This is a genomic window from Leucobacter sp. wl10, assembly GCF_003569785.1.
GTDB lineage: Bacteria > Actinomycetota > Actinomycetes > Actinomycetales > Microbacteriaceae > Leucobacter.
In genome coordinates, this window is record NZ_KZ984006.1 from 33563 (window position 1) to 55830 (window position 22268).

22 protein-coding genes are annotated in these 22268 nt (G+C 69.1%); 5 read left to right on the top strand and 17 right to left on the bottom strand.

What is annotated here, in order from left to right; translation table 11 throughout:
• Window positions 1-44 precede the first annotated feature (44 nt).
• Window positions 45-1760, top strand: a complete 1716-nt coding sequence (gene pknB, locus D1J51_RS14715) for a Stk1 family PASTA domain-containing Ser/Thr kinase (RefSeq protein WP_119076440.1) — start codon at window positions 45-47, stop codon at window positions 1758-1760.
• 22 nt (window positions 1761-1782) lie between these two features.
• Here pknB and D1J51_RS14720 read toward each other — a convergent pair whose 3' ends face one another.
• The 3 genes from D1J51_RS14720 to D1J51_RS14725 are packed head-to-tail and all read right to left on the bottom strand — an operon-like array spanning window position 1783 to window position 3349.
• Window positions 1783-2418: an anthranilate synthase component II gene (locus tag D1J51_RS14720; RefSeq protein ID WP_119076442.1), complete on the bottom strand. Its 636-nt coding sequence runs from the start codon at window positions 2416-2418 to the stop codon at window positions 1783-1785.
• A complete protein-coding gene (locus D1J51_RS18030; RefSeq protein ID WP_162903869.1) occupies window positions 2415-2573 on the bottom strand; it encodes a hypothetical protein in 159 nt (52 codons plus the stop codon). Before D1J51_RS18030 ends, D1J51_RS14720 begins: the two co-directional genes overlap by 4 nt.
• Complete coding sequence (locus D1J51_RS14725; protein WP_240423329.1) at window positions 2573-3349, bottom strand: class E sortase; 777 nt, start codon at window positions 3347-3349, stop codon at window positions 2573-2575. Before D1J51_RS14725 ends, D1J51_RS18030 begins: the two co-directional genes overlap by 1 nt.
• A 68-nt stretch (window positions 3350-3417) precedes the next feature.
• On the opposite strand from D1J51_RS14725, the gene D1J51_RS14730 reads away from it, so the two are divergent.
• Window positions 3418-3696 carry a cell division protein CrgA gene (locus D1J51_RS14730; RefSeq protein WP_119076444.1) on the top strand — a complete coding sequence of 93 codons (279 nt, stop codon included), beginning with the start codon at window positions 3418-3420 and terminating at the stop codon, window positions 3694-3696.
• A gap of 208 nt (window positions 3697-3904) precedes the next feature.
• On the opposite strand, the gene D1J51_RS14735 is transcribed toward D1J51_RS14730, so the two are convergent.
• Both D1J51_RS14735 and D1J51_RS14740 read right to left on the bottom strand, forming a co-directional pair.
• Window positions 3905-4843 carry a rhomboid family intramembrane serine protease gene (locus tag D1J51_RS14735; RefSeq protein WP_119076446.1) on the bottom strand — a complete coding sequence of 313 codons (939 nt, stop codon included), beginning with the start codon at window positions 4841-4843 and terminating at the stop codon, window positions 3905-3907.
• A gap of 8 nt (window positions 4844-4851) precedes the next feature.
• On the bottom strand, window positions 4852-5361 hold the full coding sequence (locus D1J51_RS14740) for a peptidylprolyl isomerase (protein ID WP_119076448.1): 510 nt from the start codon (window positions 5359-5361) through the stop codon (window positions 4852-4854).
• A 183-nt stretch (window positions 5362-5544) separates the two neighbouring features.
• Between D1J51_RS14740 and D1J51_RS14745 the strand changes: the two genes are divergently transcribed.
• A complete protein-coding gene (locus tag D1J51_RS14745; protein WP_119076450.1) occupies window positions 5545-6039 on the top strand; it encodes a DNA/RNA helicase in 495 nt (164 codons plus the stop codon).
• Between the two features lie 96 nt (window positions 6040-6135).
• Here D1J51_RS14745 and D1J51_RS14750 read toward each other — a convergent pair whose 3' ends face one another.
• The 9 genes from D1J51_RS14750 to D1J51_RS18480 form a co-directional block, all read right to left on the bottom strand.
• Entirely contained in the window at window positions 6136-6618 is a 483-nt protein-coding gene (locus tag D1J51_RS14750; protein ID WP_119076452.1) for an NUDIX hydrolase, read from the bottom strand.
• 9 nt (window positions 6619-6627) lie between these two features.
• On the bottom strand, window positions 6628-7698 hold the full coding sequence (locus D1J51_RS14755) for an alpha/beta hydrolase (protein WP_119076454.1): 1071 nt from the start codon (window positions 7696-7698) through the stop codon (window positions 6628-6630).
• 118 nt (window positions 7699-7816) lie between these two features.
• Window positions 7817-8686, bottom strand: a complete 870-nt coding sequence (locus D1J51_RS14760; protein ID WP_119076456.1) for a hypothetical protein — start codon at window positions 8684-8686, stop codon at window positions 7817-7819.
• On the bottom strand, window positions 8683-9390 hold the full coding sequence (locus D1J51_RS14765) for a response regulator transcription factor (RefSeq protein WP_119076458.1): 708 nt from the start codon (window positions 9388-9390) through the stop codon (window positions 8683-8685). Before D1J51_RS14765 ends, D1J51_RS14760 begins: the two co-directional genes overlap by 4 nt.
• Window positions 9378-10694 (bottom strand): sensor histidine kinase, encoded by a 1317-nt coding sequence (locus D1J51_RS14770; protein WP_119076460.1) that lies wholly within the window; start codon window positions 10692-10694, stop codon window positions 9378-9380. The genes D1J51_RS14765 and D1J51_RS14770 overlap by 13 nt, the downstream gene beginning before the upstream one ends.
• Before the next feature lie 140 nt (window positions 10695-10834).
• A complete protein-coding gene (locus D1J51_RS14775; RefSeq protein WP_119076510.1) occupies window positions 10835-12556 on the bottom strand; it encodes an aminotransferase class V-fold PLP-dependent enzyme in 1722 nt (573 codons plus the stop codon).
• Window positions 12557-12743: 187 nt separating this feature from the next.
• Window positions 12744-13121 (bottom strand): rhodanese-like domain-containing protein, encoded by a 378-nt coding sequence (locus D1J51_RS14780; RefSeq protein ID WP_119076462.1) that lies wholly within the window; start codon window positions 13119-13121, stop codon window positions 12744-12746.
• A gap of 255 nt (window positions 13122-13376) precedes the next feature.
• The gene (locus D1J51_RS14785; RefSeq protein WP_119076464.1) at window positions 13377-14816 is read right to left on the bottom strand and encodes an MBL fold metallo-hydrolase; all 1440 of its coding nucleotides are present in this window, start codon (window positions 14814-14816) and stop codon (window positions 13377-13379) included.
• A gap of 46 nt (window positions 14817-14862) precedes the next feature.
• A complete protein-coding gene (locus D1J51_RS18480; protein ID WP_119076466.1) occupies window positions 14863-15048 on the bottom strand; it encodes a hypothetical protein in 186 nt (61 codons plus the stop codon).
• A 115-nt stretch (window positions 15049-15163) separates the two neighbouring features.
• Between D1J51_RS18480 and D1J51_RS14795 the strand changes: the two genes are divergently transcribed.
• Window positions 15164-15460 carry a metal-sensitive transcriptional regulator gene (locus D1J51_RS14795; protein ID WP_119076468.1) on the top strand — a complete coding sequence of 99 codons (297 nt, stop codon included), beginning with the start codon at window positions 15164-15166 and terminating at the stop codon, window positions 15458-15460.
• Window positions 15461-15579: 119 nt separating this feature from the next.
• On the opposite strand, the gene D1J51_RS14800 is transcribed toward D1J51_RS14795, so the two are convergent.
• From D1J51_RS14800 to D1J51_RS14810, 3 genes are all read right to left on the bottom strand, one after another.
• A complete protein-coding gene (locus D1J51_RS14800) occupies window positions 15580-16374 on the bottom strand; it encodes a TerC family protein (protein WP_119076470.1) in 795 nt (264 codons plus the stop codon).
• A 77-nt stretch (window positions 16375-16451) separates the two neighbouring features.
• Window positions 16452-18506 (bottom strand): heavy metal translocating P-type ATPase, encoded by a 2055-nt coding sequence (locus tag D1J51_RS14805; protein ID WP_205547943.1) that lies wholly within the window; start codon window positions 18504-18506, stop codon window positions 16452-16454.
• Between the two features lie 160 nt (window positions 18507-18666).
• Window positions 18667-19335 (bottom strand): GntR family transcriptional regulator, encoded by a 669-nt coding sequence (locus D1J51_RS14810; protein ID WP_119076475.1) that lies wholly within the window; start codon window positions 19333-19335, stop codon window positions 18667-18669.
• Between the two features lie 90 nt (window positions 19336-19425).
• Here D1J51_RS14810 and D1J51_RS14815 point away from each other — a divergent pair, with 90 nt between their 5' ends.
• Window positions 19426-22248, top strand: a complete 2823-nt coding sequence (locus D1J51_RS14815; protein WP_371414095.1) for an FAD-binding and (Fe-S)-binding domain-containing protein — start codon at window positions 19426-19428, stop codon at window positions 22246-22248.
• Window positions 22249-22268: the final 20 nt, after the last annotated feature.

Sequence of the window (22268 nt, forward strand, 5' to 3'; positions counted from 1 at the left end):
GGCGGGATCGCTCAGCAACGGTCCCGATAAACTTGGAGGCAACCATGAGCACGGAAGAGGTGACCATGCCCGATACCACCGATGGCGACGGCGAGCAGCGCATCCTCGCCGGACGCTACGCCATCGGCGAGTTCGTCGGTCAGGGCGGCATGGCGACCGTGTACCGTGGCACCGACACGAAGCTCGGGCGACAGGTGGCCATCAAGGTGATGAAGGCCGACTTGGCGGGCGACGAGGAGTTCCGCTCCCGCTTCCGCCAGGAGGCGCAGTCGGCCTCACGCATGGCGCACCCCACGGTGGTGCGCGTGTTCGACGCGGGCGACGACCTCATCCAGACGGCCGAGGGGCCCAAGCGGCTGCCGTTCATCGTCATGGAGTACATCGAGGGCACCAATCTCCGTCAGCTGGTCGCCGAGGGCCGGCTGTCGCAGTCCGAGGCCTGCCGCGTGGTCGACTCCGTGCTCACCGCGCTCGAGTACTCGCACCGCGCCGGCATCGTGCACCGCGACATCAAGCCGGCCAATATCATGATCACCAAGACCGGCCAGGTCAAGGTGATGGACTTCGGCATCGCGCGCGCCGTCTCCGAGACCTCTTCGACGCTGCAGCAGACCACCGCGATCCTGGGCACCGCCGCATACTTCTCTCCCGAGCAGGCCAAGGGCGAGTCCATCGACGCGCGCACCGATCTCTACTCGACGGCCGTGCTGCTGTACGAGCTGCTCACGGGCGACGTGCCGTTCCGCGGAGACACCGCCGTGGCGGTCGCCTACCAGCACGTGAGCGAGCGGCCCAAGCCGCCGAGCGACCGCAACCCCGACGTGCCCCCGGAGCTCGATCGCGTGGTGCTTTACGGCATGGCGAAGGATCGCTCCAAGCGCTTCCAGTCCGCCTCCGAGTTCCGAGACGCGCTGCGCGTCGCCGCCAGCGGCAAGATGCCGAAGCTCGCGGTGCAGCAGCAGGACACCGTGCTGTTCTCCGGCGGCGAGGAGGTCTCCGAGTCGGACCTCGCGCTGCGCCAGCTCTCGGAGGGCGGGGGCGCAGCTCGCACCCAGAGCCGCCCGCCGGTCATGTGGACCTGGGCGGCGATCCTCACCGTCGGCGCCGTGATCGTCGCGGTGGTCTTCTGGCTCGTCACGCTCGCCCCTCAGCAGTTCATCCCCGACAACTCGCGCGAGGTGCCCCAGCTCGTCGACCTGGAGCGCGCCGAGGCGATGGAGCTGCTGCAGAAGAAGGGGCTCGTCCCCCTGACGGTCGAGCAGACGAGCGATACCGTGGCCGCCGACCGCGTCATATCGAGCGACCCCGAGAAGGGCACGGTGCTCACGGTCGGCGACTCCATCACGCTGTACATCTCCACCGGCCCGGAGCGGGCGAAGGTGCCCGAGGTCGAGAACATGTCGCTCGAGGACTACAAGCAGGCGCTCGCCGACCTCGGGCTCGCCGTCGGGCTCGAGACCAGCGTCAACGATCCCGTGCTGCCGGCGGGACGCGTGCTCGAGGTGATCCCCGAGCCCGGCACCGAGCTGGCCTCCGGCGCGAGCGTCGAGGTGAAGGTCGCGAGCGGCAAGGTGATGGTGCCCGATGTTCTGGGCGCGCCGCTGGAGGTGGCCCGATCCAAGCTCGACAGCCTCAATCTCGAGGTCACGGAGACGCCCGACAGCTGCCCGGCGCAGCCGAACTTCCCCGTCACGTGGCAGTCCCTCGCGGGAGAGCAGGCGCAGGGCTCGGCGCTCGAGATCAAGTACTGCTCCTCCTGACGGTGACCCGGGAAGGCCTCCGTCAGCCCTTGATCAGGGGAGACAGCGAGGCGGCCACCTGCGCCGCGTTGGGCAGGCCGACCACGGTCAGCCAGTTGCCCAGCTGACGATAGCCGCCCTCCGTGAGCACCGACTCCGGGTGGTACTGCACGCCGTAGATGGGCAGCTCCCGGTGCCGAAGGGCCATGACGATCCCGCTCGCCGTCTCGGCGGTGATCACGAGCGCGTCGGGCACCGTGTCCCGCACGACGGCGAGGGAGTGATAGCGAGTCGCGTCGAACTCGGGCGCGACGCCCTCGAAGAACGGGTCGCCGGCGTGGTGCACCCGCGACACCTTGCCGTGCATCAGCTCGTCTGCGTGGGTGACGGTCGCTCCGAGCGCCTCGGCGATCGCCTGGTGCCCGAGGCACACGCCCAGCAGCGGCACGCCCGAGCGCAGGGCGATGCCCACCATCGGGATCGAGATGCCCGCATCGGCCGGCGTTCCCGGGCCCGGTGAGATGAGCACCCCGTCATACTCGGTAACCAGGTGCTCGAGTTCGCCGGTGCTCACCTCGTCGTTGCGGATCACCCGCGTCGACGCGCCGAGCTGCTGCAGATAGCCGTTCAGCGTGTATACGAAGCTGTCGTAGTTGTCGATGACCAGAATGCTCGTCATGATCCGACCGTCGCCTCCTCAGCCTGGAAGTACAGGGCAGCCCACGGGTAGACATAGGCGATGAGCACGTAGACCAGCACCGCCGCCGCGAGCAGCAGCACGATCACCCGCAGCCAGGCCGGCCCCGGGAAGAATCGCCAGAGCAGCGAGAACATCAGCTTTGGTCCCCTCTGGGCGCCTGCGTGCCCTCCATGGTGGGATTGAGTTCGAGCAGCTCCGCCGGCGGCCCCTCGCTGCGCGGCTGGAAGCCCTCGAACACGGAGTAGGCGATAGCGCGCTCGTCGCTGCCCGCCTGCTTCGGGTGGCACGTGGTGAGCGTGAGGATCTGGTCCTCGCCGGGGGCGCCCTCGAGCCGGGGGAACGGGTTGAGCACGTCGGTCTCGTCGGGAAGCACGTACTCGATGGAGCGGAAGCGGTAGGTGTACCAGCCGTCGGCGGTCTCGACGAACAGCGGATCGCCCACGCGCAGGTTCATCACCTCGCGGAACGCGTTGATGAGCGGACCGGATCGGTGCCCGGCGAGCGCGAAGTTGCCCGGTTCGCCCGGCAGCTGCGTGTACTCGTAGCGGCCGATGCCCTTCTCGTCGACATTGAGCACGGTCGACCAATCGGTGGTCTCGGCGATGCGGTTCGCATACGTGGTGCCGAAGGCGGGGGCGTACAGCACCGCGAACGGCTCTCCGGCCGCGGGCTTCGCCGTGACGGGGACCGTTCCCTCCTGCACGGGCGCGGCCGCGGCGTCCCACCGAGCGGAGTCACCGGCCGAGAGCTCGGTCTGCTTCGCCGTCACGGTGAGGCCGGTGTGCCAGGGCTGCCAGACGATGTAGCCGAGCACGCCCAGCCCCCCGAGCAGCAGCAGCTCGCCGATCACCGTGAGCGGGCTCAGGCGAGCCCGCCTGCGCCGGCCGCGCACTCCGCGAGACTCCTTCACCCTCACATTGTATGCCGCGCAGGCTGAGGCCCAGCCGGAACCCCGGGAGACCCGGTAGACTCTTGGCCATGGCAGCAGCTGGGAAGAATGTAAGCAAGCGCAAGTCGGGCGAGCTCGCGCAGGAGCGGGCCGAGGCCGCCTCCGCTCGGAAGGACGCACCCAACCCGGTGTGGTTCAAGCCGGTCATGTTCGGCTTCATGCTGCTCGGCCTCGTGTGGATCGTGCTCTACTACATCACAAGCGCGACGCCCCTTCCGCTTCCCGTCCCCGCGCTCGGTCAGGCCAACATCTTCGTGGGCTTCGGCCTCGTGCTCGTGGGCTTCCTCATGACGCCCTGGTGGAAGTAGGCGGACTCCCCGCTCAGCCCGGGCTGCGGGAGCGTACCGAATCACACCGGTGTAATTCCTCCCCAGACGGGGATAAGTCTGTGGATAACCGCCGCGTCGCGCACTGGGCGAAATCCCCGATCGAGCTGCCATCTGCTCGCCGAACCGGCACGTGCGCGCAAACGGAGGAGGCAGCGGCCGCCCCGCCCCGATCCTCCCGCGGTGCGGGCTAGAAGATCGCCGGCAGCTGCACGAAGTAGGCGAAGCCGAGCGCGGCGAGCACCGCCCCCAACCCCACGAGGCCCACGATCCGCACCGTCCTGCGCTTCGGGCCCCGCGTCGCGAGCAGCAGCCACATCGTGACCGCGCCGACGATCAGCCCGCCGAGGTGCGCCTGCCACGAGATGTTGGCTCCCGGGATGAGCCCGATACCGAAGTTGATCGCGATGAGCACGGCGAGCGAGGTGACGTTCACCCGGGCCGCCCTGAACGCGACGAGCGTGGCCGCGAGCACGCCGAAGATCGCCCCCGACGCCCCCACCGTGGGCACGATGAGCGTCGACGGATCGGCGTACGCCCAGAACATGACGCCCAGCGAGCCGCCGACGCCGGCGAAGAGGTACAGCACCAGGAAGGTCCAACGACCGATCATCCGCTCGAGGTTGCGCCCGAACAGCCACAGCGCGTACATGTTGAACAGGATGTGGAACAGGAAGCCCGTCGAGTGGGTGAACATCGACGTGAGCATGCGCCACGGCTCGAAGCCGGCGCCCTCGGGCAGCAGCGAGCCCGGCAGCGAATAGAGCGGCGCGTACCAGAGGCTGCGCGTGACCTCATCGGCGCCGAAGAAGCTGCTGAGCAACTGCGCGGCGAAGACGATGCCGCAGAGGATCATGACGCCGTAGGTGACGGGGGTGTCGAGCGCCGCGACACGGCGCCCCGTCACGCGCGCGGATCGCGCCGCGCGCTGCGCCGTGCCCGGTTGCGCCTGCCTGACGCACTCGGGGCAGAGCACGCCGACGGCCGACACCACCTGGCACTCCGGGCAGATGGTGCGGCCGCAACGCTGGCACAGCGTGAAGCTGTGCACGCCCGGGTGGCGGTAGCAGACGTCTTCGGGCCCGTACTCCACGCGCTCGCCGAACGCCGGCCCCGATCCGCTCGCCACCTCGGGACCTACGCCTCGACGACGTCGACGCCGGAGATCACCACGTCGTCGACGGGCCGGTCCATCGCCCCAGTCTGCACGGCGGAGATCGCGTCGACGACTGCCTTCGAGGCGTCGTCGGCGACCGCGCCGAAGATCGTGTGCTTGCCGTTGAGCCAGTCGGGGGCGGTCGTGGTGATGAAGAACTGCGAGCCGTTGGTGCCGGCGAGGCGACCCGTCATGTCGGGGCGCTTGCCCGCGTTGGCCATCGCGAGCTGGTAGGGCTCGTCGAACACCAGCTCGGGGTGGATCTCGTCGTCGAAGGTGTAACCGGGGCCGCCGGTACCGGTGCCGGTGGGGTCGCCGCCCTGGATCATGAAGTTCGGGATGATGCGGTGGAAGATGACCCCGTCGTAGAAGCCCTTCTGCGCGAGGTCGACGAAGTTCTTGACCGTCTTGGGCGCGTGATCGCCGAAGAGATTGAGCACGATGTCGCCCTGGTTGGTGTGGATGGTGGCTACCGAGGTGTGAATGGTCATGGGCACTAGTGTAGGCCGGACCCCCGACGCGATCGCTGTGCGCGCGGCCGACCGGATACTACCAGGCTGAGAATCACTTGCAACGGGGGGCGCTCGGTCGCCGCTACGGGGGCGGTTCGGTGTAGCGTGGTGGTACGAGCGATGCCGCTCAGTGCATAGTCTCGCCGAGCTAGGAGGACAGGTATGAAACTCTCACGCAAGCGCCGCCGCGAACTCCGTCGACTGCGGAACGACGCGCAGGAGCTGCTCGATCAGCAGCGCGTGGTGCTCGGTCACGCCGGGAATGTGCTGCACGAGGCCGGTCGCCAGGCACGCCGCCTGAGCGACGAGCACGTGGCGCCTCGCGTCGACGAGACCCTCGAGGCCGTGCGCCCCGGCGTCGAACGGGGAGTGGCCACGGCCCGTCGGGCGGCCGACAACGTGCGGCGCTTCACCGCGCCGTTCGTAGCCAGCGCTCTGGCGCGCACCATCCGCACGCTCGACGAGCTCGACAACCACGACGCGGCCAAGCAGGTGCGCGGCTTCGGCGAGCGCACGGGTTACCTGAAGTCGAAGAAGAAGGGCGTGGGCGGCGTCATCGCGCTGGGCCTCGGGCTCGCGGCCGCTGCGGGAGTCGGCTACGCCCTCTGGCAGGCCTTCCGCACCGACGACGAGCTCTGGGTCTCACCGGAGAGCTGACAGCTCGCGGCATGCCCCGGATCCCCGCCCGTCGACTCGCGAGACGGGCGGGGATTCCCCGTTGCGGCTCGGCGGCGCCGGCGGCCCGGCACGGCGCTACTTCCGGGGTCTTCCGGATTTGCCACCCTGCTTGCCCGCCTGGCGTGCGGGAGCACGGCGACCGTTCATGCCCGCCATGCGCATCCCGGTCTGCACGAGGGAGAGGGTGCGCAGGGAGCGGATCTCGCGGATCGAGACCCACCGGGCCTCGTCCGATGAGCCGTCCACCTCGTGCCGCAACGGGCCATCCTTGACGGTGGCGCGGTAGACGATCCGGATCGTGTGCAGTTCGGGATCGGAGCCCTCGGGCACCTCCTCGCGCACCATGATTCTCGAGTCGATTCCGAGCAGCTTGCCGACGCGCGCCTCGAGTCCGGTCTCCTCGCGCACCTCGCGCACCACCGCCTCGCGGGGATCCTCACCGCTCTCGATGCCCCCGCCCGGCAGCGTCCACCCGTGCAGGTGGCCGCGGCGCCAGTGCGTGAGCAGGATCCTGCCCCGCCGCTCGACCACCGCATACGCGGCCACCCTCAGATCCATGCTATGAGCCTAGCCTGTCGCGCTAGGCACCCCGTCCACTCGCGGCTGGGCCTTCGATGCACCCTGCAGCACGACCACGCGCGACGCCTGCCAGCCCAGCACCCACCGCTCCAGTCGCGCGTACGCCTCCCGCCGCGCCCCCTCCCCCGAGAGGAACACGTCGTGCAGGGCGCCGTCGATCCGCTCCACCGTGACCGAGGATCCGAGCTTGAGCGCGGCCTTCGCCACCTCGTCCACGTCGAGCACGGTGTCGGCTCTCGTCAGCTCCTCGCTCCATCTCCGGGGGACCGCCGAGCGAGCCGAGAGCAGCACCGCGGCGGGCGCGTCGATGCGCAGGCCGCGATTGACTCGAGCGTGACCGTCGAGGATGGCCCGCATCCACCCGCTGAGGATGGCGTTCGTCCGGTCCGGGCGCCACGCCGGATCGATGAGCGCGAGCTCGTCCGCCGGCCCCACCTCCCGCTGCGCCCGGCTGTAGAAGCCGTAGTCGAGCTGCGGCCCTACATCGCGCGGGTTGAGACGAGCCGTGAGGTTGACGAGGGGTGCGAGCAGTTGCCGCCCCGCGCTGGCGAGCTGGAACTCGAGCCAGGGGCTGTTGAGCACCAGAGCGTCGAAGCGGCCGGGGTTCTGCGAGGCCCACAGGCTCAGCACCAGGCCACCGGTCGAGTGCCCCAGCAGCAGGAGGCGCCGGGGGCCCGCCGGTCGGTCCTCCTCCACGGCGGCGAGCGCGAGCTCGATCTCCCGGTGATAGTCGTCGAGGTTCTCGATGTACCCCGCCGTCTGCCCCTTCCGCAGGCTGCGACCGTACTTGCGCAGATCGAGGGCGAAGAAGCGGGCACCGCGCTCGGTCCAGAAGCCGGCGAGCCGCCGCTGGAAGAAGTAGTCCGACCAGCCGTGCAGGTACAGCACGTCGACGTTCTCGAGCGGACGCTCCCACCCGAGCAGGCGATCGAAGAGCGGCCGCCTCGAGGGCAGCGAGCGCACGAGCGTTGCGACGAGCGGCCCCTCCTCGTCGGCGCCGAGATCGAGGTCGGCGCGCTCGAATCCGGCTCCGAGAATGTCATCCCGCCACGCCGTCATACCGCCAGTCTACGGCCGGGCCGGAGCGGCGGCCGTCCGCTCGAAGGCCCGCAGATCGCCCGCCCCCGGCCCGTCCTCACGGTTCGAGAGCCCCCGATCGGGGCGGCGACGCGAGACCTCAGCGCAGCACGACGTCGGCCGCCGTCGACCGCACGCGGACCTTGCGATCGGAGCCCTGGTTCTCGACGAGGCCGTTGTCGACCTCCCCGAGCGCATCGCGCAGGTCGACCCGATACTCCGCCTCCGGCAGTTGCGCGGTCAGCCCGGCCATCTCCGCGACCGCCTCGATGCTCCGCGGGGGGTCGCCCGTGAACGTCACGGTCGCGTCGCCGGTCTGCACGTCGAGCGCGGCCTCCTCCACGTCGGCGAGTTCGACCTTCGCCTTCCCCAGCTGCGTCTTCAGGTCGAGGGAGCGCGCGGCGCCGACGAAGCGGACGCTGCCCGCCTGCATCTCGAGACCGAGCGCGTCGAAGCGCCCCTCGCCCTGCAGCGCACCGGCGGCTATCGAGAGGTCGGCGCTGAGCCGACCGCTCTCACCGAGGCTCCGCGGCAGGGTGAGGGTGACGTCGCCCGACCCGTTGCGTCCGCAGCTGAACAGGCAGCCGCCCACCGAGGGGAGCTGCGGCTGGCTGATGACGAGGGCGCCGTCCTCGCGGTACATCGACCACTGCCCGTCGTAGCCGTTCTGTCTCACCGAGAGAGCGGCCTCTTCGACGTCGCCGAGCGCGAGGGTGAACGAGGTGGCCGCGGCGTCGACGCGAATGCTCTCGAGGCCCTCCAGGTTCGGCTCGTACAGCTCGTAGTCGGCGCCGGACGACGCGGTGCCGACGCCCCCGCCGTACTCGTAGTTCTCCGATGCCTCGGGAGCCAGAGCCTCCGCGGTCGTCGAGATGCCGATGGCGAGCAGCGCCAGCCCGCCGGCAACGGCCGTCGCGGTGACGATCGCCGTCGCGGCCGCCCGTCCGGGCCCGGATGCTGAGGTGGTCATGAGTGCGTTCCCGTCTGTGAGGTGCGGTCGTTGGGGCCGGATCCCGTCGCCGGGATCCCGCCCGTGCTCTCGAGGTGCGCGATGGCGGCCAGCACGCGTCGGTTGCCGTCGTCCGGCTCGAGGCGGAGCTTCTGGAAGATGGCGGTGATGTGCTTCTCGACGCTCGCCTCGGAGAGGAAGAGGAGCGACGCGATGGCCTGGTTGGAGCGTCCCTCGGCGAGCGCAGCGAGCACGATGCGCTCGCGGTCGGTCAGCGCTCGCATGCGGTCGTCGCGTCCGCGCCTCGTGAGCAGCTGCGCCACCACCTCCGGATCGAGCACGGTGGCGCCGGCCGCGATCCGCTCGATCGAATCGACGAACTCGCCCACGTCGGCCACCCGATCCTTCAGCAGATACCCGAAGGCGCCGCCCTGCGCCGCGATGAGCTCGCTCGCGTAGCGCTCCTCGACGTACTGCGAGAGCACGAGCAGCGGAAGACCGGGCCGAGCGCGGCGCATCTCGAGCGCCGCCCGGATGCCCTCGTCGGTGTGGCTCGGCGGCAGGCGCACGTCGAGGATGCAGAGTTCGGGATCGGCCTCGACCGCTCGCCTCAGCAGCTCGTCGGCGTCCGGGAGCGCGGCGACCACCTCATGGCCGGCGTGCTCGAGCAGGCGCACGAGTCCCTCCCGCAGCAGCACGGAGTCCTCGCAGATCAGGATGCGCACGGCACGCTCACCTCCAGCGCGGTCGGCCCGCCGTGCGGGCTGTCGAGTCTCGTGGTGCCCCCGGCCGCGAGCACGCGGTTCATCACTCCGTCGAGGCCGCCGCCGGGCGCGACCTGCGCGCCGCCGATGCCGTTGTCCTCGACCCTGGCCCACAGCGCGCCGTCATCCCTCACGCGCGCGACCACGCGGCACTCGCTCGCTCGCGAGTGCTTGGCGGCGTTGGTGAGCGACTCGGCGATGGCGAAGTAGACGGCGGCCTCGGCGTCCCGGCCGCAGCGCCGCTGCAGGCGCACGTCGAGCTGCACCGGGATGTGGGATCTCGCGGCGAGCGCCGAGAGGGCGGCGTCGAGACCGCGGTCGTCGAGCACCGAGGCGTAGATGCCCCGCGCGAGCTGCCGCAGCTCTGTGATGGCCGCCTTCGTCGAGGTGTGGGCCTCGGCGATGAGCGCCTTGGCGGCGTCGGGATCGGCGTCGATCTGCTGCTGCGCGAGGCCGAGCGTCATGGCCACCGACACGAGGCGCGGCTGCACGCCGTCGTGCAGATCCCGCTCGATGCGGGTGCGCTCGACGTCGGCGGCCCGCACCGCGCCCTCGCGCTGCCGTGCCGAGACCTGCGCTCGCTCGCTCAGCTCCGCCTCGTTCGCGCCGGCGCCGATGATCGCCACGGACACGAGACGATGCAGGAGCGCAAGGCCCACGACCCCGACCACGCTGAGCAGCGCTCCGACGATCTCGGGCTGCCACCAGACCGAGAACGACGTGAAGACCGAGATGACGGATCGTACGAACCACTGCACGAGGCCCAGCAGGCCGACGCCCATGAGGCTCGCGATCCCGAAGTTGGCGAGCGCGCGCCACATGCGGCCGTCGACCGACTGGCGGCCGACCGACCGCAGCCACGCCTTGAAACCCGGTCCGGTCGGGTCGCTCCAGGCGGGAGGCGAGACGTCGAGACGGTACAGCCCGCTGACGCGATGCGTCTCGAACCATGAGATGCCGTAGAGCGCGTAGACGAGCCCCACCAGCACCACGGCGCCGAGACCCAGGATGAGGAGCAGGCCGATGCCGGTGCCGAGCGCCGCGAAGAGGAACGCGATGATGGTGAAGCCGATCACGCCGAGTGCGGCGAGGTGCAGGATCGTGAGCGCGATGCGGAACGGGGGCCGCGAGCCGTTCTGCGGCTGTACGGGTGCCGTCGGCAGGGGAACGGGAGCGGCGGTCGCCGCGGGGTCGGCGGGCGCCGCGGCCGCCGCGGCGGCGGTCGGAGCGCCCGGCGCGGCGCCGTCCTCTATTGAACTGATCATGTCTCTACGCTAGGCCGTGCGCTCCGCCGACGGCACCGAGCCAGCCGGAAGCGCCGTTACGGGTTTCCCTATCGGCTCGCGACGATCGGGATCGGCGCCCTCGGGGGTAGCGGGTGCGCGAGCGGGAGTTCCCCGCGCGGTCACCGTTGCAGCGACGCCGAGGGAAGCTCGAACCAGCGCAGACGCTCGAAATCACTGCTGAGACGCTCGTCGGAGGTGAGCACGGTCTCGGCCTCGGCCGGATCATGCAGCGACTCGAACAGCGCTCTCGCCTCGACGAGATAGTCGGCGAGCACCGACTCGGGCGCCCGGTCATCGTGCCGCGGCGGCACAAGCGCGTCGCCGCCGGCGAAGCTCAGCTGATCCAGCCGCAGCGGCGGCTCGACGAGGCCGCCCTCGTGCCGCCACAGCCCGGTGGCGGGCGAGAACCGGTACTGCGGAAGGAGCTTATGACCGTGATCGGCGACCATCGAGACCGCGTCGACGATGTACTGGCACACGACGTCGCTGATGAAGTAGTTGAAGCTCACTCGCACCCAGCCCGGTTTGATGCCCTCGCACCCCCGCACGATCTCCCGCTCGAACTCGTGCGAGCGCTCCAGGTCTATGCCCAGGAGACGGTGCCCGTAGGGCCCCGCGCACGAGCATCCCCCGCGCGCCTGGATACCGAAGAGGTCGTTCAGCATGGCGACGACGGCGTTGTGATGCAGGTACCGTCCGCCGGGACGAGTAACGACGAACGAGACGATCGACAACCGATCGACGGTGGGGCTGCCCAGCACCCGAAGCGCCGGATGCTCGCCCCACGAGCGCATCGCCCGTTCGAGGTGGGCCCGCTCCCGCCGGCGAATGGTGTCGACCCCGACCGCGTCCTTGAGCGCGAAGATGAGCCCCGCTCGGATCGACTCGACGATAGCGGGCGTGCCCGCCTCCTCGCGATGGGCGGGATCGGCGATGTACCTGTGCTCAGAGGGATTGACGTACGCGACCGTTCCGCCGCCCACGGCGTCGGGCACCCCGTTCGACAGCAGCACCCGCTTCACGACGAGCACGCCGGGGGTTCCCGGGCCGCCGACGAACTTGTGCGGCGAAAGGAACACCGCGTCCGCCCGTGAAGCGTCGATGTCGACGTAGGGCCCCGCGGCGGCGTAGTCCCAGAAGGCGAGCGCGCCGTGCTCGTGCAGAAGCTCGGTGATCCCCGCGGTGTCGGTGAGGATGCCCGTGACGTTGCTCGCGGCGCTGAAGGATCCGATCTTGAGCGAGCGATCCGCATAGCGTTCGAGCTCCGCCGCGAGGTGGTCGGTGTCGACACGGCCGTCCGTCCGCTCGCGGATCGTCACGACATCGGCGATGGACTCCCGCCACGGCAGCTCGTTGCTGTGGTGCTCGTACGGCCCGATGAAGACCACGGGGCGGCGCTCTTCGGGGATCCGTGCGGGCGATCCGAGCCGTCGCTCCAGTCCGGCCGGCAGGCGCAGCCCGAGGATCCCGATGATCTTGTTGATCGCCGCGGTGGCGCCGCTGCCCGTGAAGATCACCACCGTGTCGTCGGTTCCCTTCACCGCGCGATGGATCACGGCCCGAGCGTCCTCCCGCAGGCGCGTGGTCTGCAGACCGGTTCCGCTCGACTCCGAATGCGTGTTCGCATAGCGGGGCAGCACCTCGTCGCGCACGAAGTCCTCGATGAACGCGAGCGCTCGACCGCTCGCCGTGTAGTCGGCATAGGTGACCCGGCGCGGCCCGAACGGCCCGCCCACAACCCGATCATCACCGATAACGGAATCGCGAATGCGCGCGAGCAACGCATTCCCGGCGGCCGCGGAGCCGCCCACGACGGCCTCGCCCCCGTTTTCACCCCTCATGAACACCCCTCGACCTTCCCCTCCGGCAGCAGCACGTCACGCGACGATCGCGAAGCGGTCCTCTCCAACGATTCTGAAGCGCGTGACCTCTCAGGTCGAGCGAGAGTTCATGAAGGCAGGTCAAACAATCCCTTATGCGAGACCGGGAGAAGAGAGTCGGTGCCGGGTCGGCGGCGAGCTGGCGAGGTCAGCCGGTGGCGATCGGGAGCCCGGTCGCCTCTGCGGCCTGTTCCCGGGAGCCGAGGTTGGACACGTTCATGATGCCGGCTCGGCGCATGAGCGCCATCGCCTGACCGGAACGATTGCCGGAGCGGCAGTAGAGGAGGTACTCCGCGTCGGGATCGAGGTGCGGGATCACGGCTTCGAACTCCCCGGCGTTGAAGTCGACCATCCGTGCCCCCTGCAGGTGCCCGTCAGCATATTCTTCGGGCGTGCGGGCGTCGATGAGGATCGCGCCGTCGTCGGGCGTGAAGGAGTCCTTGCGGTTCGATGCCGGGGCGGCGGCGAGCAGGGCGGCGGCCGCGACGAGCCCGAGCGGTAGTGCGGAAATGCGGGAGAGTGTCATCAGTGGTCCTTAATCTTCAACGGTCGCTGGATCTATTCGAGAGGAGGCCGGGAACTTGCGGGATGAGGGCGATCCTGCCCGTGACGGGAGCGGCTCTCGAGTCACTGACGCAGTGCCCGCTTCGGCCTGCGAGCCTGACGCCGATGAGAGAGCCGCCGATGGCCGCGCCGCGCCGCGTCAGAACGCCGCTCGGCTCGTGCGTGCGATTGATCTCCTCTCGTCCACGCGGAACGGCGCCGAAGCCTCCGCGGAGCGCTAGAGCGTCTCGACGACGGGGTCGTTCCCCGGCAAGGCTACCCAGGCGAGATAGCTGCCGTCGAGCTCGGCGACATCGTAGCCCGCCCGGCGGAGCGCGCTGGCGGCGACCGAGTTGCGAACGCCGCTCCGGCAGTAGGCGACGATGGTTCCGGCGCCCTTCTCCGGCAGTTCCTGCTGCCGCCACAGCACTCGGCCTCCCGACATCTGCACGGCTCCGGGCAGGTGCCCTTCGGCGTACTCCGTCTTGTTGCGCACGTCGAGCAGCAGCGCGGAGTCGAAACCGTCGAGATCCTCGGGTCCGATCAGCTTCGGCTGCTCCAGATCCAGCCCTTCGAGTGAGGCGATGAAACCCCTCGCGCCGTCGATGCCGACCCTCACGAGGTGGTCGCGCAGCTCTTCGGCTTCTTCGCGTGATTCGGAGAGGAGCACGAGCGGCCGGTGCTCGACCTCGGGGTCGTAGACCCAGGCGCCGTAACTGGCGGCCTTCGCGACGCCGGGGATGTTGAGCGAGCGGGCGACCGTGCCCCGGTGCACCGCGCGATGGTCTCGCGTGTCGACGAGAATGACGCTGTCGCTCTCGAGCGCTGAGGACAACTCGTCCGCGGAGTACTCGACCAGCTCGGGCGGCTCGCCGATGAGGGTGGGACCGGCCCGGTTCTGCCTCTTCATGCGCCCGAAGTAGGCGTGCGCGTCGGGCTGGCCGGAGAGCAGTTCGTTGCAGAACCCCTGCTCGTCGTCATTCGCGAGGTATTCGCCCCACCAGGAGAAGCTGCGCTCGTAGCCGACGGTGGAGGCCGGGACCGCGCCGAGCGCCCGGCCGCAGGCCGAGCCGGAGCCGTGCGCCGGGAGCACCTGAACGTAGTCGGGTACCGTGAGAAAGCGGTCTCGGAGACTCGCGTACAGATCTTTCGCCCCCTGGAAGCGGGTGTCGACACCGCCCGCGGCCTCGTCGAGGAGGTCGGGGCGGCCGAGGTCGCCGACGAACACGAAGTCGCCGGTGAGCATGAAACCGGGCTCGTCGGCCTGCGCGCCATCGGTGACGAGGAAGGACAGGTGCTCGGGCGTGTGGCCCGGGGTGTGAGAGGCCTCGATGCCGATGTCGCCGAGCTGGATCCGGTGCCCGTGCCTCATGCGCACGGCGGGGCCCGCCGGGCCGTCGTCGAAGTCCGGCCCGTAGGTCCAGCCGGGACCGCCCTCGCCGGAGATGTAGATCTGCGCTCCGGTGCGGGCCGCGAGCTCTCGGGAGCCCGAGAGATAGTCGGCGTGGATGTGTGTCTCGGTGACCGCGGTGATGGTCATCCCGTTTCTCTCGGCGATCTCGAGGTAGACGTCGAGGTCTCGGCGGGGGTCGACCACGATGGCTTCGCCGCTCGCCTGGCAGCCGATGAAATAGCTCGCCTGGGAGAGGTCCTCGTCGTAGATGCGTTCGAGCAGCATTGAGGTGCGTCCTTTCGATCCACGCCCTGGATTGGCGCTGAGGGGTTCAGCGGCCGAGGAGGCGCGCGAAGAATCCGCTCCGCTCCGCCTTGGCCGCATCGATCTGTGCCTGGGTGTGCCGACCGTCGCACCACTCGGAGGCCGGCACGCTCGCCTTCACCACGGCGACGTGCTGGCCGCAACCGGCCCACGTGGTTCTCCCGCAGGTGCGGCACTTCACGGGTCGACACATCTGCGACCTCCGATCTCTCGTTCGCCTTCCGCAAAAAATACCCCCAGGAGTATTATTAGCAATATACCCTCGAGGGTACGAGGGGTGTCAACCCCGGCTTCGGAAAGGGATAGTCATGAGCGCTGCGAACTCCGAGGGGACCAAGATCTTCGGCCACGACCCCGAGGCGAAACGCAAGGTGGTCAACCGTCTGCGCAGGGCTCGGGGCCAGCTCTCCGCGGTGATCGACGCGGTGGAGAACGAGGCGCACTGCAGGGATGTCGTGCAGCAACTGGCCGCCGTGTCGAAGGCGCTGGACCGCGCGGGGTTCCTCGTCATCTCCTCATCTCTGAAGGAGTGCCTCGAGAACCCCGACGCCGAGGGCGCCCCGCAGCCGGACGAGCTCGAGAGGCTGTTCCTGTCACTGGCCTAGACCCACCTGGTGGGGCGGGTCCGGATCCTCGACGTCAGGTGCAGCGGGCGCGCGCCGATGGTCGCGAGCCGGAGCCCGGTCGGGATCGGATGTGCCCCGGACGACCCGAACGAGCAGCGCTAGTGCTCGTCGACGACGTCCCTCTGCTCCGCGTAGGCGCTGCGCAGATGCACCGCCTCCGTCTTCGCGCCGGTGCGCCTGCGTTTGCGGGCGGAAGCGGCCAGGTTGAGCACCTCGACGAAGATGGCGAACGCCATCGGCCCGTAGATCAGCGCCTTCTCGATGTAGACGCCGAAGCCGTCGGCGATGAGAAACGCGCCGATGAGCACGAGGAACGCGAGCGCGAGCATCTTCACCGTCGGGTGACGGTTCACGAACGCGAAGATGTGCTTCGACGCGAAGAGCATGATGCCGAAGGAGAGCACCACGACGGTGATGATGACGAGCAGGTTGTCCGTCATGCCGACCGCTGTGATGACCGAGTCGAGCGAGAACACGAGGTCGAGCACGAGGATCTGCGCGAGCACGGCGCCGAAGGTCGCCCGGACCGCCGAACCGCTCTCCTGCTCCTCGGCGCCCTCGAGCCGGTGGTGGATCTCGGTGACGGCCTTGTACAGCAGGAACAGCCCGCCCGCGATGAGGATGAGGTCGCGGCCTGAGAAGCCGATCCCGAGCACCTCGAAGAGCTCCTCGTTGAGCGTGATGATCCACCCGGCGAACAGCACCAGCAGCACTCGCATGAACATCGCCAGTGTGAGGCCGAGGGTGCGGGCCTTCGCCTGCTGATGCTCCGGGAGCCTCCCCGCGAGGATCGAGATGAAGATGACGTTGTCGACTCCGAGCACGACCTCCAGCACGAACAGCGTGAGGAACACGGCCACGAGGTCGGGGGTGAACTCCAGTGCGAACTCCATGACGACTAGCTTGCCGTACCGCCAGCGCGATGTTGCCGTGATAAAGCTGCGAATCGATTCCGCCCCGCGGGACGCCGTCAGGTCTGCTGAGCTGCCGCGTGCGGGTTATCCTCGTGCTCGATTCCGTGATGCTCCTTGCCGCGACCGAAGCTGAGCAGACGAAGAGCGTTGGCGACCACGACCAGCGTGGAGCCCTCGTGGATGAGCACGACCGCTCCGATGTTGAGACCGAAGAAGGTCATCACGATGAGGAAGGCCACCACGAGCAGACTCGCGGCGAGATTCTGCGCGATGATCCTGCTGGTCGCGCGGCTCAGCCGAACCGCGAACGGGACCCTGCCGAGATCATCGCTCATCAGCGCGATGTCGCAGGTTTCGAGAGCCACCGTGGATCCGGCCGCGCCCATGGCGATGCCGACATCGGCGCGAGCCATGGCCGGCGCGTCGTTCACGCCGTCGCCGACCATGGCGATCGGCTCGTAGCGCTCCCGGAGCTGACCGATCTGGGTCACCTTGTCCTCGGGGAGCAGATCCCCGAGGGCGGTATCGACCCCGACCTCCCGTCCGACGGCATCGGCGACTTGCTGATTATCGCCGGAGATCATGACGGTCTGCCCGATTCCCGTGTCGCGGAGTGCGGACACGACCTGGGTCGACTCGCCTCGCGCGGCGTCCATGACGCCCACCAGGCCGAGGAATCGACCCGCGTACCGCACGATCATGACGGTCTGCCCGGAATTCCGGGTCTGTTCGTAGGCGGCCTGGAGTTGCTCGGGGAGGGCGAGATCCTGTTCCTGGAACATCCGGAGGTTGCCGACCTCGGCCATCTCGCCCTCGACGTTGGCCCGCACACCACGGCCGGTCACGGAGTTGAGATCGGTCGCGGTCAGCCTCTCCTGCTCGGGCACCTGCCCGGAAAGGTCGCGCACGATGGCGTCGGCCAGGGGGTGATCGCTGAGCGCCTCCACGGCGAGCAGTATCGGGACGAGCCTCGAGCCCGCGTCCTCCGCGACCGGGCTCACGGAGGTGACCGCGGGCATTCCCCAGGTGAGCGTTCCAGTCTTATCGAAGGCCACGGCCTTCACCTTGCCGAGCGTCTCCAGGGGCGCTCCGCCCTTGACGAGCACACCGGCGCGCGCGGCGCGCGCCACTCCGGCGAGCACGGCGGCCGGCGTGGCGATCGCCAGCGCGCACGGGCTCGCCGCCACCAGAACGGTCATAGCGAGGTAGAAGGCGGCGTTGAACGGGCTGGCAAGGCCGAGCCACGAGACGAGCAGCGTCACCAGAACGCCGATGATGACTGCGGGAACGTACCACCGCTGGAACCGGTCGATGAACAACTGCGTCGGCGACTTGGACTGGTCGGCGTTGCGCACGAGCTCGACGACCCGGCTGAGGGTGGAATCGGCGGCCGTGGCCGTCACCACCACCTCGAGCGCTCCGGCGCCGTTGACCGTACCGGCGAAGACCTTGTTGGCCGCGGGCAGTCCCGCGAGGTTCCGCAACGCCCGCTCGGGATCGTCGACCGGCTCCTTCTCGACCGGGATGGACTCCCCCGTGACAGCCGATTGGTCGATCGCCGAGCGACCCGTGACCACGAAGCCGTCAGAGGGCACCCGGGAGTTGGGCCGGATGACGATGATGTCGCCCACGGCGAGATCCTCGACGGGCACCTCGACCGGGTCGGCATCGCCGCGCCGCACGAGCGCGGTGCGGGGCGCGAGCTCGGCGAGTGCCTCGATGGACTTGCTCGCGCGGCTCATCGCGTACTCCTCGAGCGCGTGCCCGAGGCTGAACAGGAAGAGCAGGACGGCGCCCTCGGCCCATCGCCCGATCAGAGCCGCGCCGAACGCGGCCACCAGCATCAGGAAGTCGACCTCGAACTTGCCCTGCCGGGTGGATCTGACGGCCGTGCGGATGGTGAAGAAGCCGCCGAAGAAGTAGGTGGCGAGGAAGAAGATCAGGGGAACCCCGACCATGGGCAGATCGAAGACGAGCTCCGCCAGCATCCCGGCGCCGTAGGTCACCCCGGCCAGGATGGCGAACCAGAGCTCCATCCGGGATGAGCCGTGGTCGTGCTCGGTGCTGGATTCGCCAGGCTTCGCCGTCCCGTTCCTTGGTGAGGAGGTCATACCGCACACCATACATGGAGATGCTTGATTCTCGTCTGTTGCGGAATCTGGGCCCGGTCTCGCGAGCAGCGTTCCACCGGGGTCGCGACCGCAGCCATCGCCGCCTCCCTCATCGAGGCCCGCTCCAGCCCCGCGCGGCGACCGGCATCGCGTCTCGCGCCTACTGCGCAGACGGCCCCGGAGCCGCTGCCATGTGGTCGATCAGCCGAGTCCGGGCGTTCTCGAGATGCTCCACGAGAAGCCGCGAGGCCTGCTCTCCGTCACGACCGCCGATCGCGTCAAGAATCGCGGCGTGCTCGGCCGAGATGCGTGTCGCGTCGAGCAGCCCGGCGCCCTGCACCTGGGACATGCACATGCCGACCTCGTCGATGAGAACGTCGTACGCGAGCCTTGTGCGCTCGCTTCCCCGCGCATTCACGAGTGAGCGGTGAAACGTCAGATCGGGGCCGATCACCTCGACCGCGGCAGAACCGCGAAGATCGCGAATCTCACGGTTCGCGCGGACGGCCCCGTCGGGAACCTTCGCGTCGAGCGCGAGTTCACGGACGACCTGCGACTCGATGAGTGCGCGAGTGCGGTAGATATCGCTCACATCATCGGGGGTCAGTTTCACCACTCGGGCCGTCTTATGCGCCGAGCGCGTGAGCAGTCTCACTCCAACGAGCGCGTCGAGTGCCGAGCGAGCGGTCGGCCGCGAGACCTCGTAGCGCTGGGCGACCTCGACCTCTCGTAGCGCCGTGCCCGGAACGAGTTCGCCATCGAGAATGCGGGTGCGGAGATCCGTGACCAATGCATCCACGATCGATACGACATTCCGTCGCAGGTTCATGTCCGCCCCCGTCCCGAGCTATTCCCGCCCCCATTCTAATCGGGATTGCGATATTGTTAGGTTCGTATTCTTGTCAGACAGAATTGCGGGGTGTGGAACGTCATGCAGGCCACCAGCGAGCTTCCGGGCGGGATCACAGCGGCGATCACCGATGCAGCGCGAATCCTCACCCGACCGATCGATCGGCACGCGTACGGGAGCGACGCTTCCCACTACGACCTCACCCCGAAGGCGGTGGTGGTCGTCGAGAACGCCGACGAGGCGGGGGCCCTCATGCGTGCCGCGAGCAGCGCGGGTGAGTCGGTCACCTTCCGCTCAGGGGGCACCAGCCTCTCCGGCCAAGGCGTCACCGACGGCATCCTGGCGGACACGCGCCGTTCGTTTCGCAAGATCACGGTCCTTGACGGAGGTTCGCGCGTGCGGGTGGAGCCCGGTGCCACCGTTCGGCAGGTCAACGCCCGCCTTGCACGATTCGGGTACCGCCTCGGCCCCGACCCCGCAAGCGAGGCGGCCTGCACGATCGGCGGTGTGATCGCAAACAATTCGAGCGGCATGGCCTGCGGCACCGCGGAGAACACCTATCGAACTCTCGAGTCAGCGGTGCTCGTGCTGCCGAGCGGCACGATCCTCGACACCGCGGACCCGCAGGCCGATCAGTTGCTCGCCGACCGCGAGCCCGATCTGGTCGCCGGCCTCTTGTCGCTCTCGCGCAGAGTGACGACGAACGCCCGCTCCCGGGAGATCATCGAACGGCACTTCTCCCTGAAGAACACACTGGGGTACGGGATCAACTCCTTCCTCGATCACAGCACCCCGAGCCAGCTGCTGCTCCATCTCGTCATCGGCTCAGAGGGCACACTCGCGTTCGTAGCGGAAGCGACCTTCCGCACCGTCAGAGCGAGCTCGCACATGACGACGACGCTGGCGCTCTTTCCGTCGGTCGATGCCGCAACCGACGGCCTTCCGGCTCTGGTGGAATCCGGTGCGGCCACGCTGGAACTCATGGATGCCGCGTCACTCGCCGTCGGGCAGAAGCTCCCCGGGGTGCCATCGTCCCTCCTCGGGTTCGAGGTCGACTCGCAGGCGGCCCTGCTGGTCGAGTACCAGGCCGCCTCGCAGGCGGAACTCGACGAGCGGGCCATCCGCGGGCAAGCCGCGATCGACTCGCTGGGCCTCCTGACGCCGGCGCGGCTCTCACGCGATCCTGCAGAGCGCGCAGCAGCTTGGAAGTTCAGGAAGGGCCTGTACGCCTCGGTCGCCGGCGCAAGACCGAGCGGCACCACCGCGCTCCTCGAAGACATCGCTGTGCCGGTCGAACGCCTCGCTGCGACCTGCGTTCAGCTGCAGGAGCTGTTCGCCGAGTTCGGGTACCGGGACTCGGTCATCTTCGGGCACGCGAAGGACGGCAACATCCACTTCATGCTGACCGACCGCTTCGAGGGCGACGAGTCGGTCGGTCGACTCGCCGATTTCACCGACCGAATGGTCGATGTCGTGCTCGCTGCCGAGGGGAATCTGAAGGCCGAGCACGGAACGGGTCGCGCCATGGCCCCGTACGTGCGACGACAGTACGGCGATGAGCTGTACAGCGTCATGCTGGCGCTCAAGCGACTGTGCGACCCCGCGGGCGTGCTCAACCCGGGCGTGATCATCGAAGAGGATCGCACCGCGCACCTCAAGAACATCAAGCTCACCCCGACGGTCGAAGAGGAGGTCGACCGCTGCGTCGAATGCGGCTACTGCGAGCCGGTCTGCCCGAGTCGTGATCTGACGCTCACCCCTCGGCAGCGCATCACCGTGCGGCGCGCGCACGCCAAGGCCGTGGCTGCCGGAGACGACGCCCTGGCCGAGAGCCTCGAACGCGATTACGAGTACGACGGCAAGCAGACCTGCGCAGTGGACGGCATGTGCCAGACGGCCTGCCCGGTGCAGATCAACACCGGTCTCCTCGTCAAACGCCTCCGCCGAGAAGATGCGAGCCCCGTCGCTTCCGCCGCGTGGAGGGCCGCGGCAGCAGGCTGGGGCACCGTGACTCGCGTCGGATCAGGCGCGCTGACACTGGCGTCGAAGCTGCCGACGGGTCTGGTCGCCGGCGCGACCGAGGCCGCCCGCGCCGTGCTCGGATCGGAGGCTGTTCCCCGCTATTCCGGAGAACTCCCCGGCGGCGGCAAGAACCGGCGGCGCCTCGCAGGCCACCTGGGGCGGCCAGGCGTCGCGCCGAAGGCAATCTACATCCCGGCGTGCGTGAATAGCATGTTCGGCGCCGAATCGGGCGACGGCGGTGTCGCCGACGCCTTCGCCGCACTGCTCGATCGGGCCGGCGTCGGCGTGGTCGTGCCCGAAGGGGTCGAAGAGCTGTGCTGCGGCACGCCGTGGGCCTCCAAGGGCTTCGCATCGGGCGCTCGACGGATGGCCGAGCGCGTGCGGGAATCGCTCGCGGCTATCGGCGGCACGCAGCCGCTCCCGATTCTGAGCGACGCGAGCAGCTGCACCGAGGGCTTTGCCCGACAGCTCGAGGAGCGGGGGTACGAAGTCGAGGACTTGGTCGCTTTCACCGTTCGAGAGCTCCTCCCGCGGCTGAACCCCGCGCAGGTATCTCAGACGCTCGCGCTTCACCCGACCTGCTCTTCCACCCAGATGGGAGTGAACGACGACCTGAAGCGCATCGGCGAGGCCGTTGCCTCGGCGGTGTTCGTCCCCGACAGCTGGGGGTGCTGCGCTTACGCGGGCGACCGCGGCATGCTGCACCCCGAGCTGACGGCCTCCGCCACCGCGACGCAGGCGGCCGAGGTCATCGCGGCGAACGCCGATCGTCACGCGTCGTGCAACCGCACCTGCGAACTGGGAATGACTCGCGCCACGAATCGACCGTACCGCCACGTGCTCGAGCTGCTCGAGGAGGCCACGCGCTGAGGCGGCCAGCATGGTGCGCC

Excerpts from the sequence above, each read along its gene's own strand:
- pknB (WP_119076440.1), top strand. The coding sequence starts at position 45 with ATGAGCACGGAAGAGGTGACCATGCCCGATACCACCGATGGCGACGGC.
- D1J51_RS14720 (WP_119076442.1), bottom strand. The coding sequence starts at position 2,418 with ATGACGAGCATTCTGGTCATCGACAACTACGACAGCTTCGTATACACG.
- D1J51_RS18030 (WP_162903869.1), bottom strand. The coding sequence starts at position 2,573 with ATGTTCTCGCTGCTCTGGCGATTCTTCCCGGGGCCGGCCTGGCTGCGG.
- D1J51_RS14730 (WP_119076444.1), top strand. The coding sequence starts at position 3,418 with ATGGCAGCAGCTGGGAAGAATGTAAGCAAGCGCAAGTCGGGCGAGCTC.
- D1J51_RS14740 (WP_119076448.1), bottom strand. The coding sequence starts at position 5,361 with ATGACCATTCACACCTCGGTAGCCACCATCCACACCAACCAGGGCGAC.
- D1J51_RS14745 (WP_119076450.1), top strand. The coding sequence starts at position 5,545 with ATGAAACTCTCACGCAAGCGCCGCCGCGAACTCCGTCGACTGCGGAAC.
- D1J51_RS14750 (WP_119076452.1), bottom strand. The coding sequence starts at position 6,618 with ATGGATCTGAGGGTGGCCGCGTATGCGGTGGTCGAGCGGCGGGGCAGG.
- D1J51_RS14755 (WP_119076454.1), bottom strand. The coding sequence starts at position 7,698 with ATGACGGCGTGGCGGGATGACATTCTCGGAGCCGGATTCGAGCGCGCC.
- D1J51_RS14760 (WP_119076456.1), bottom strand. The coding sequence starts at position 8,686 with ATGACCACCTCAGCATCCGGGCCCGGACGGGCGGCCGCGACGGCGATC.
- D1J51_RS14770 (WP_119076460.1), bottom strand. The coding sequence starts at position 10,694 with ATGATCAGTTCAATAGAGGACGGCGCCGCGCCGGGCGCTCCGACCGCC.
- D1J51_RS14775 (WP_119076510.1), bottom strand. The coding sequence starts at position 12,556 with ATGAGGGGTGAAAACGGGGGCGAGGCCGTCGTGGGCGGCTCCGCGGCC.
- D1J51_RS14780 (WP_119076462.1), bottom strand. The coding sequence starts at position 13,121 with ATGACACTCTCCCGCATTTCCGCACTACCGCTCGGGCTCGTCGCGGCC.
- D1J51_RS14785 (WP_119076464.1), bottom strand. The coding sequence starts at position 14,816 with ATGCTGCTCGAACGCATCTACGACGAGGACCTCTCCCAGGCGAGCTAT.
- D1J51_RS18480 (WP_119076466.1), bottom strand. The coding sequence starts at position 15,048 with ATGTGTCGACCCGTGAAGTGCCGCACCTGCGGGAGAACCACGTGGGCC.
- D1J51_RS14795 (WP_119076468.1), top strand. The coding sequence starts at position 15,164 with ATGAGCGCTGCGAACTCCGAGGGGACCAAGATCTTCGGCCACGACCCC.
- D1J51_RS14800 (WP_119076470.1), bottom strand. The coding sequence starts at position 16,374 with ATGGAGTTCGCACTGGAGTTCACCCCCGACCTCGTGGCCGTGTTCCTC.
- D1J51_RS14805 (WP_205547943.1), bottom strand. The coding sequence starts at position 18,506 with ATGACCTCCTCACCAAGGAACGGGACGGCGAAGCCTGGCGAATCCAGC.
- D1J51_RS14810 (WP_119076475.1), bottom strand. The coding sequence starts at position 19,335 with ATGAACCTGCGACGGAATGTCGTATCGATCGTGGATGCATTGGTCACG.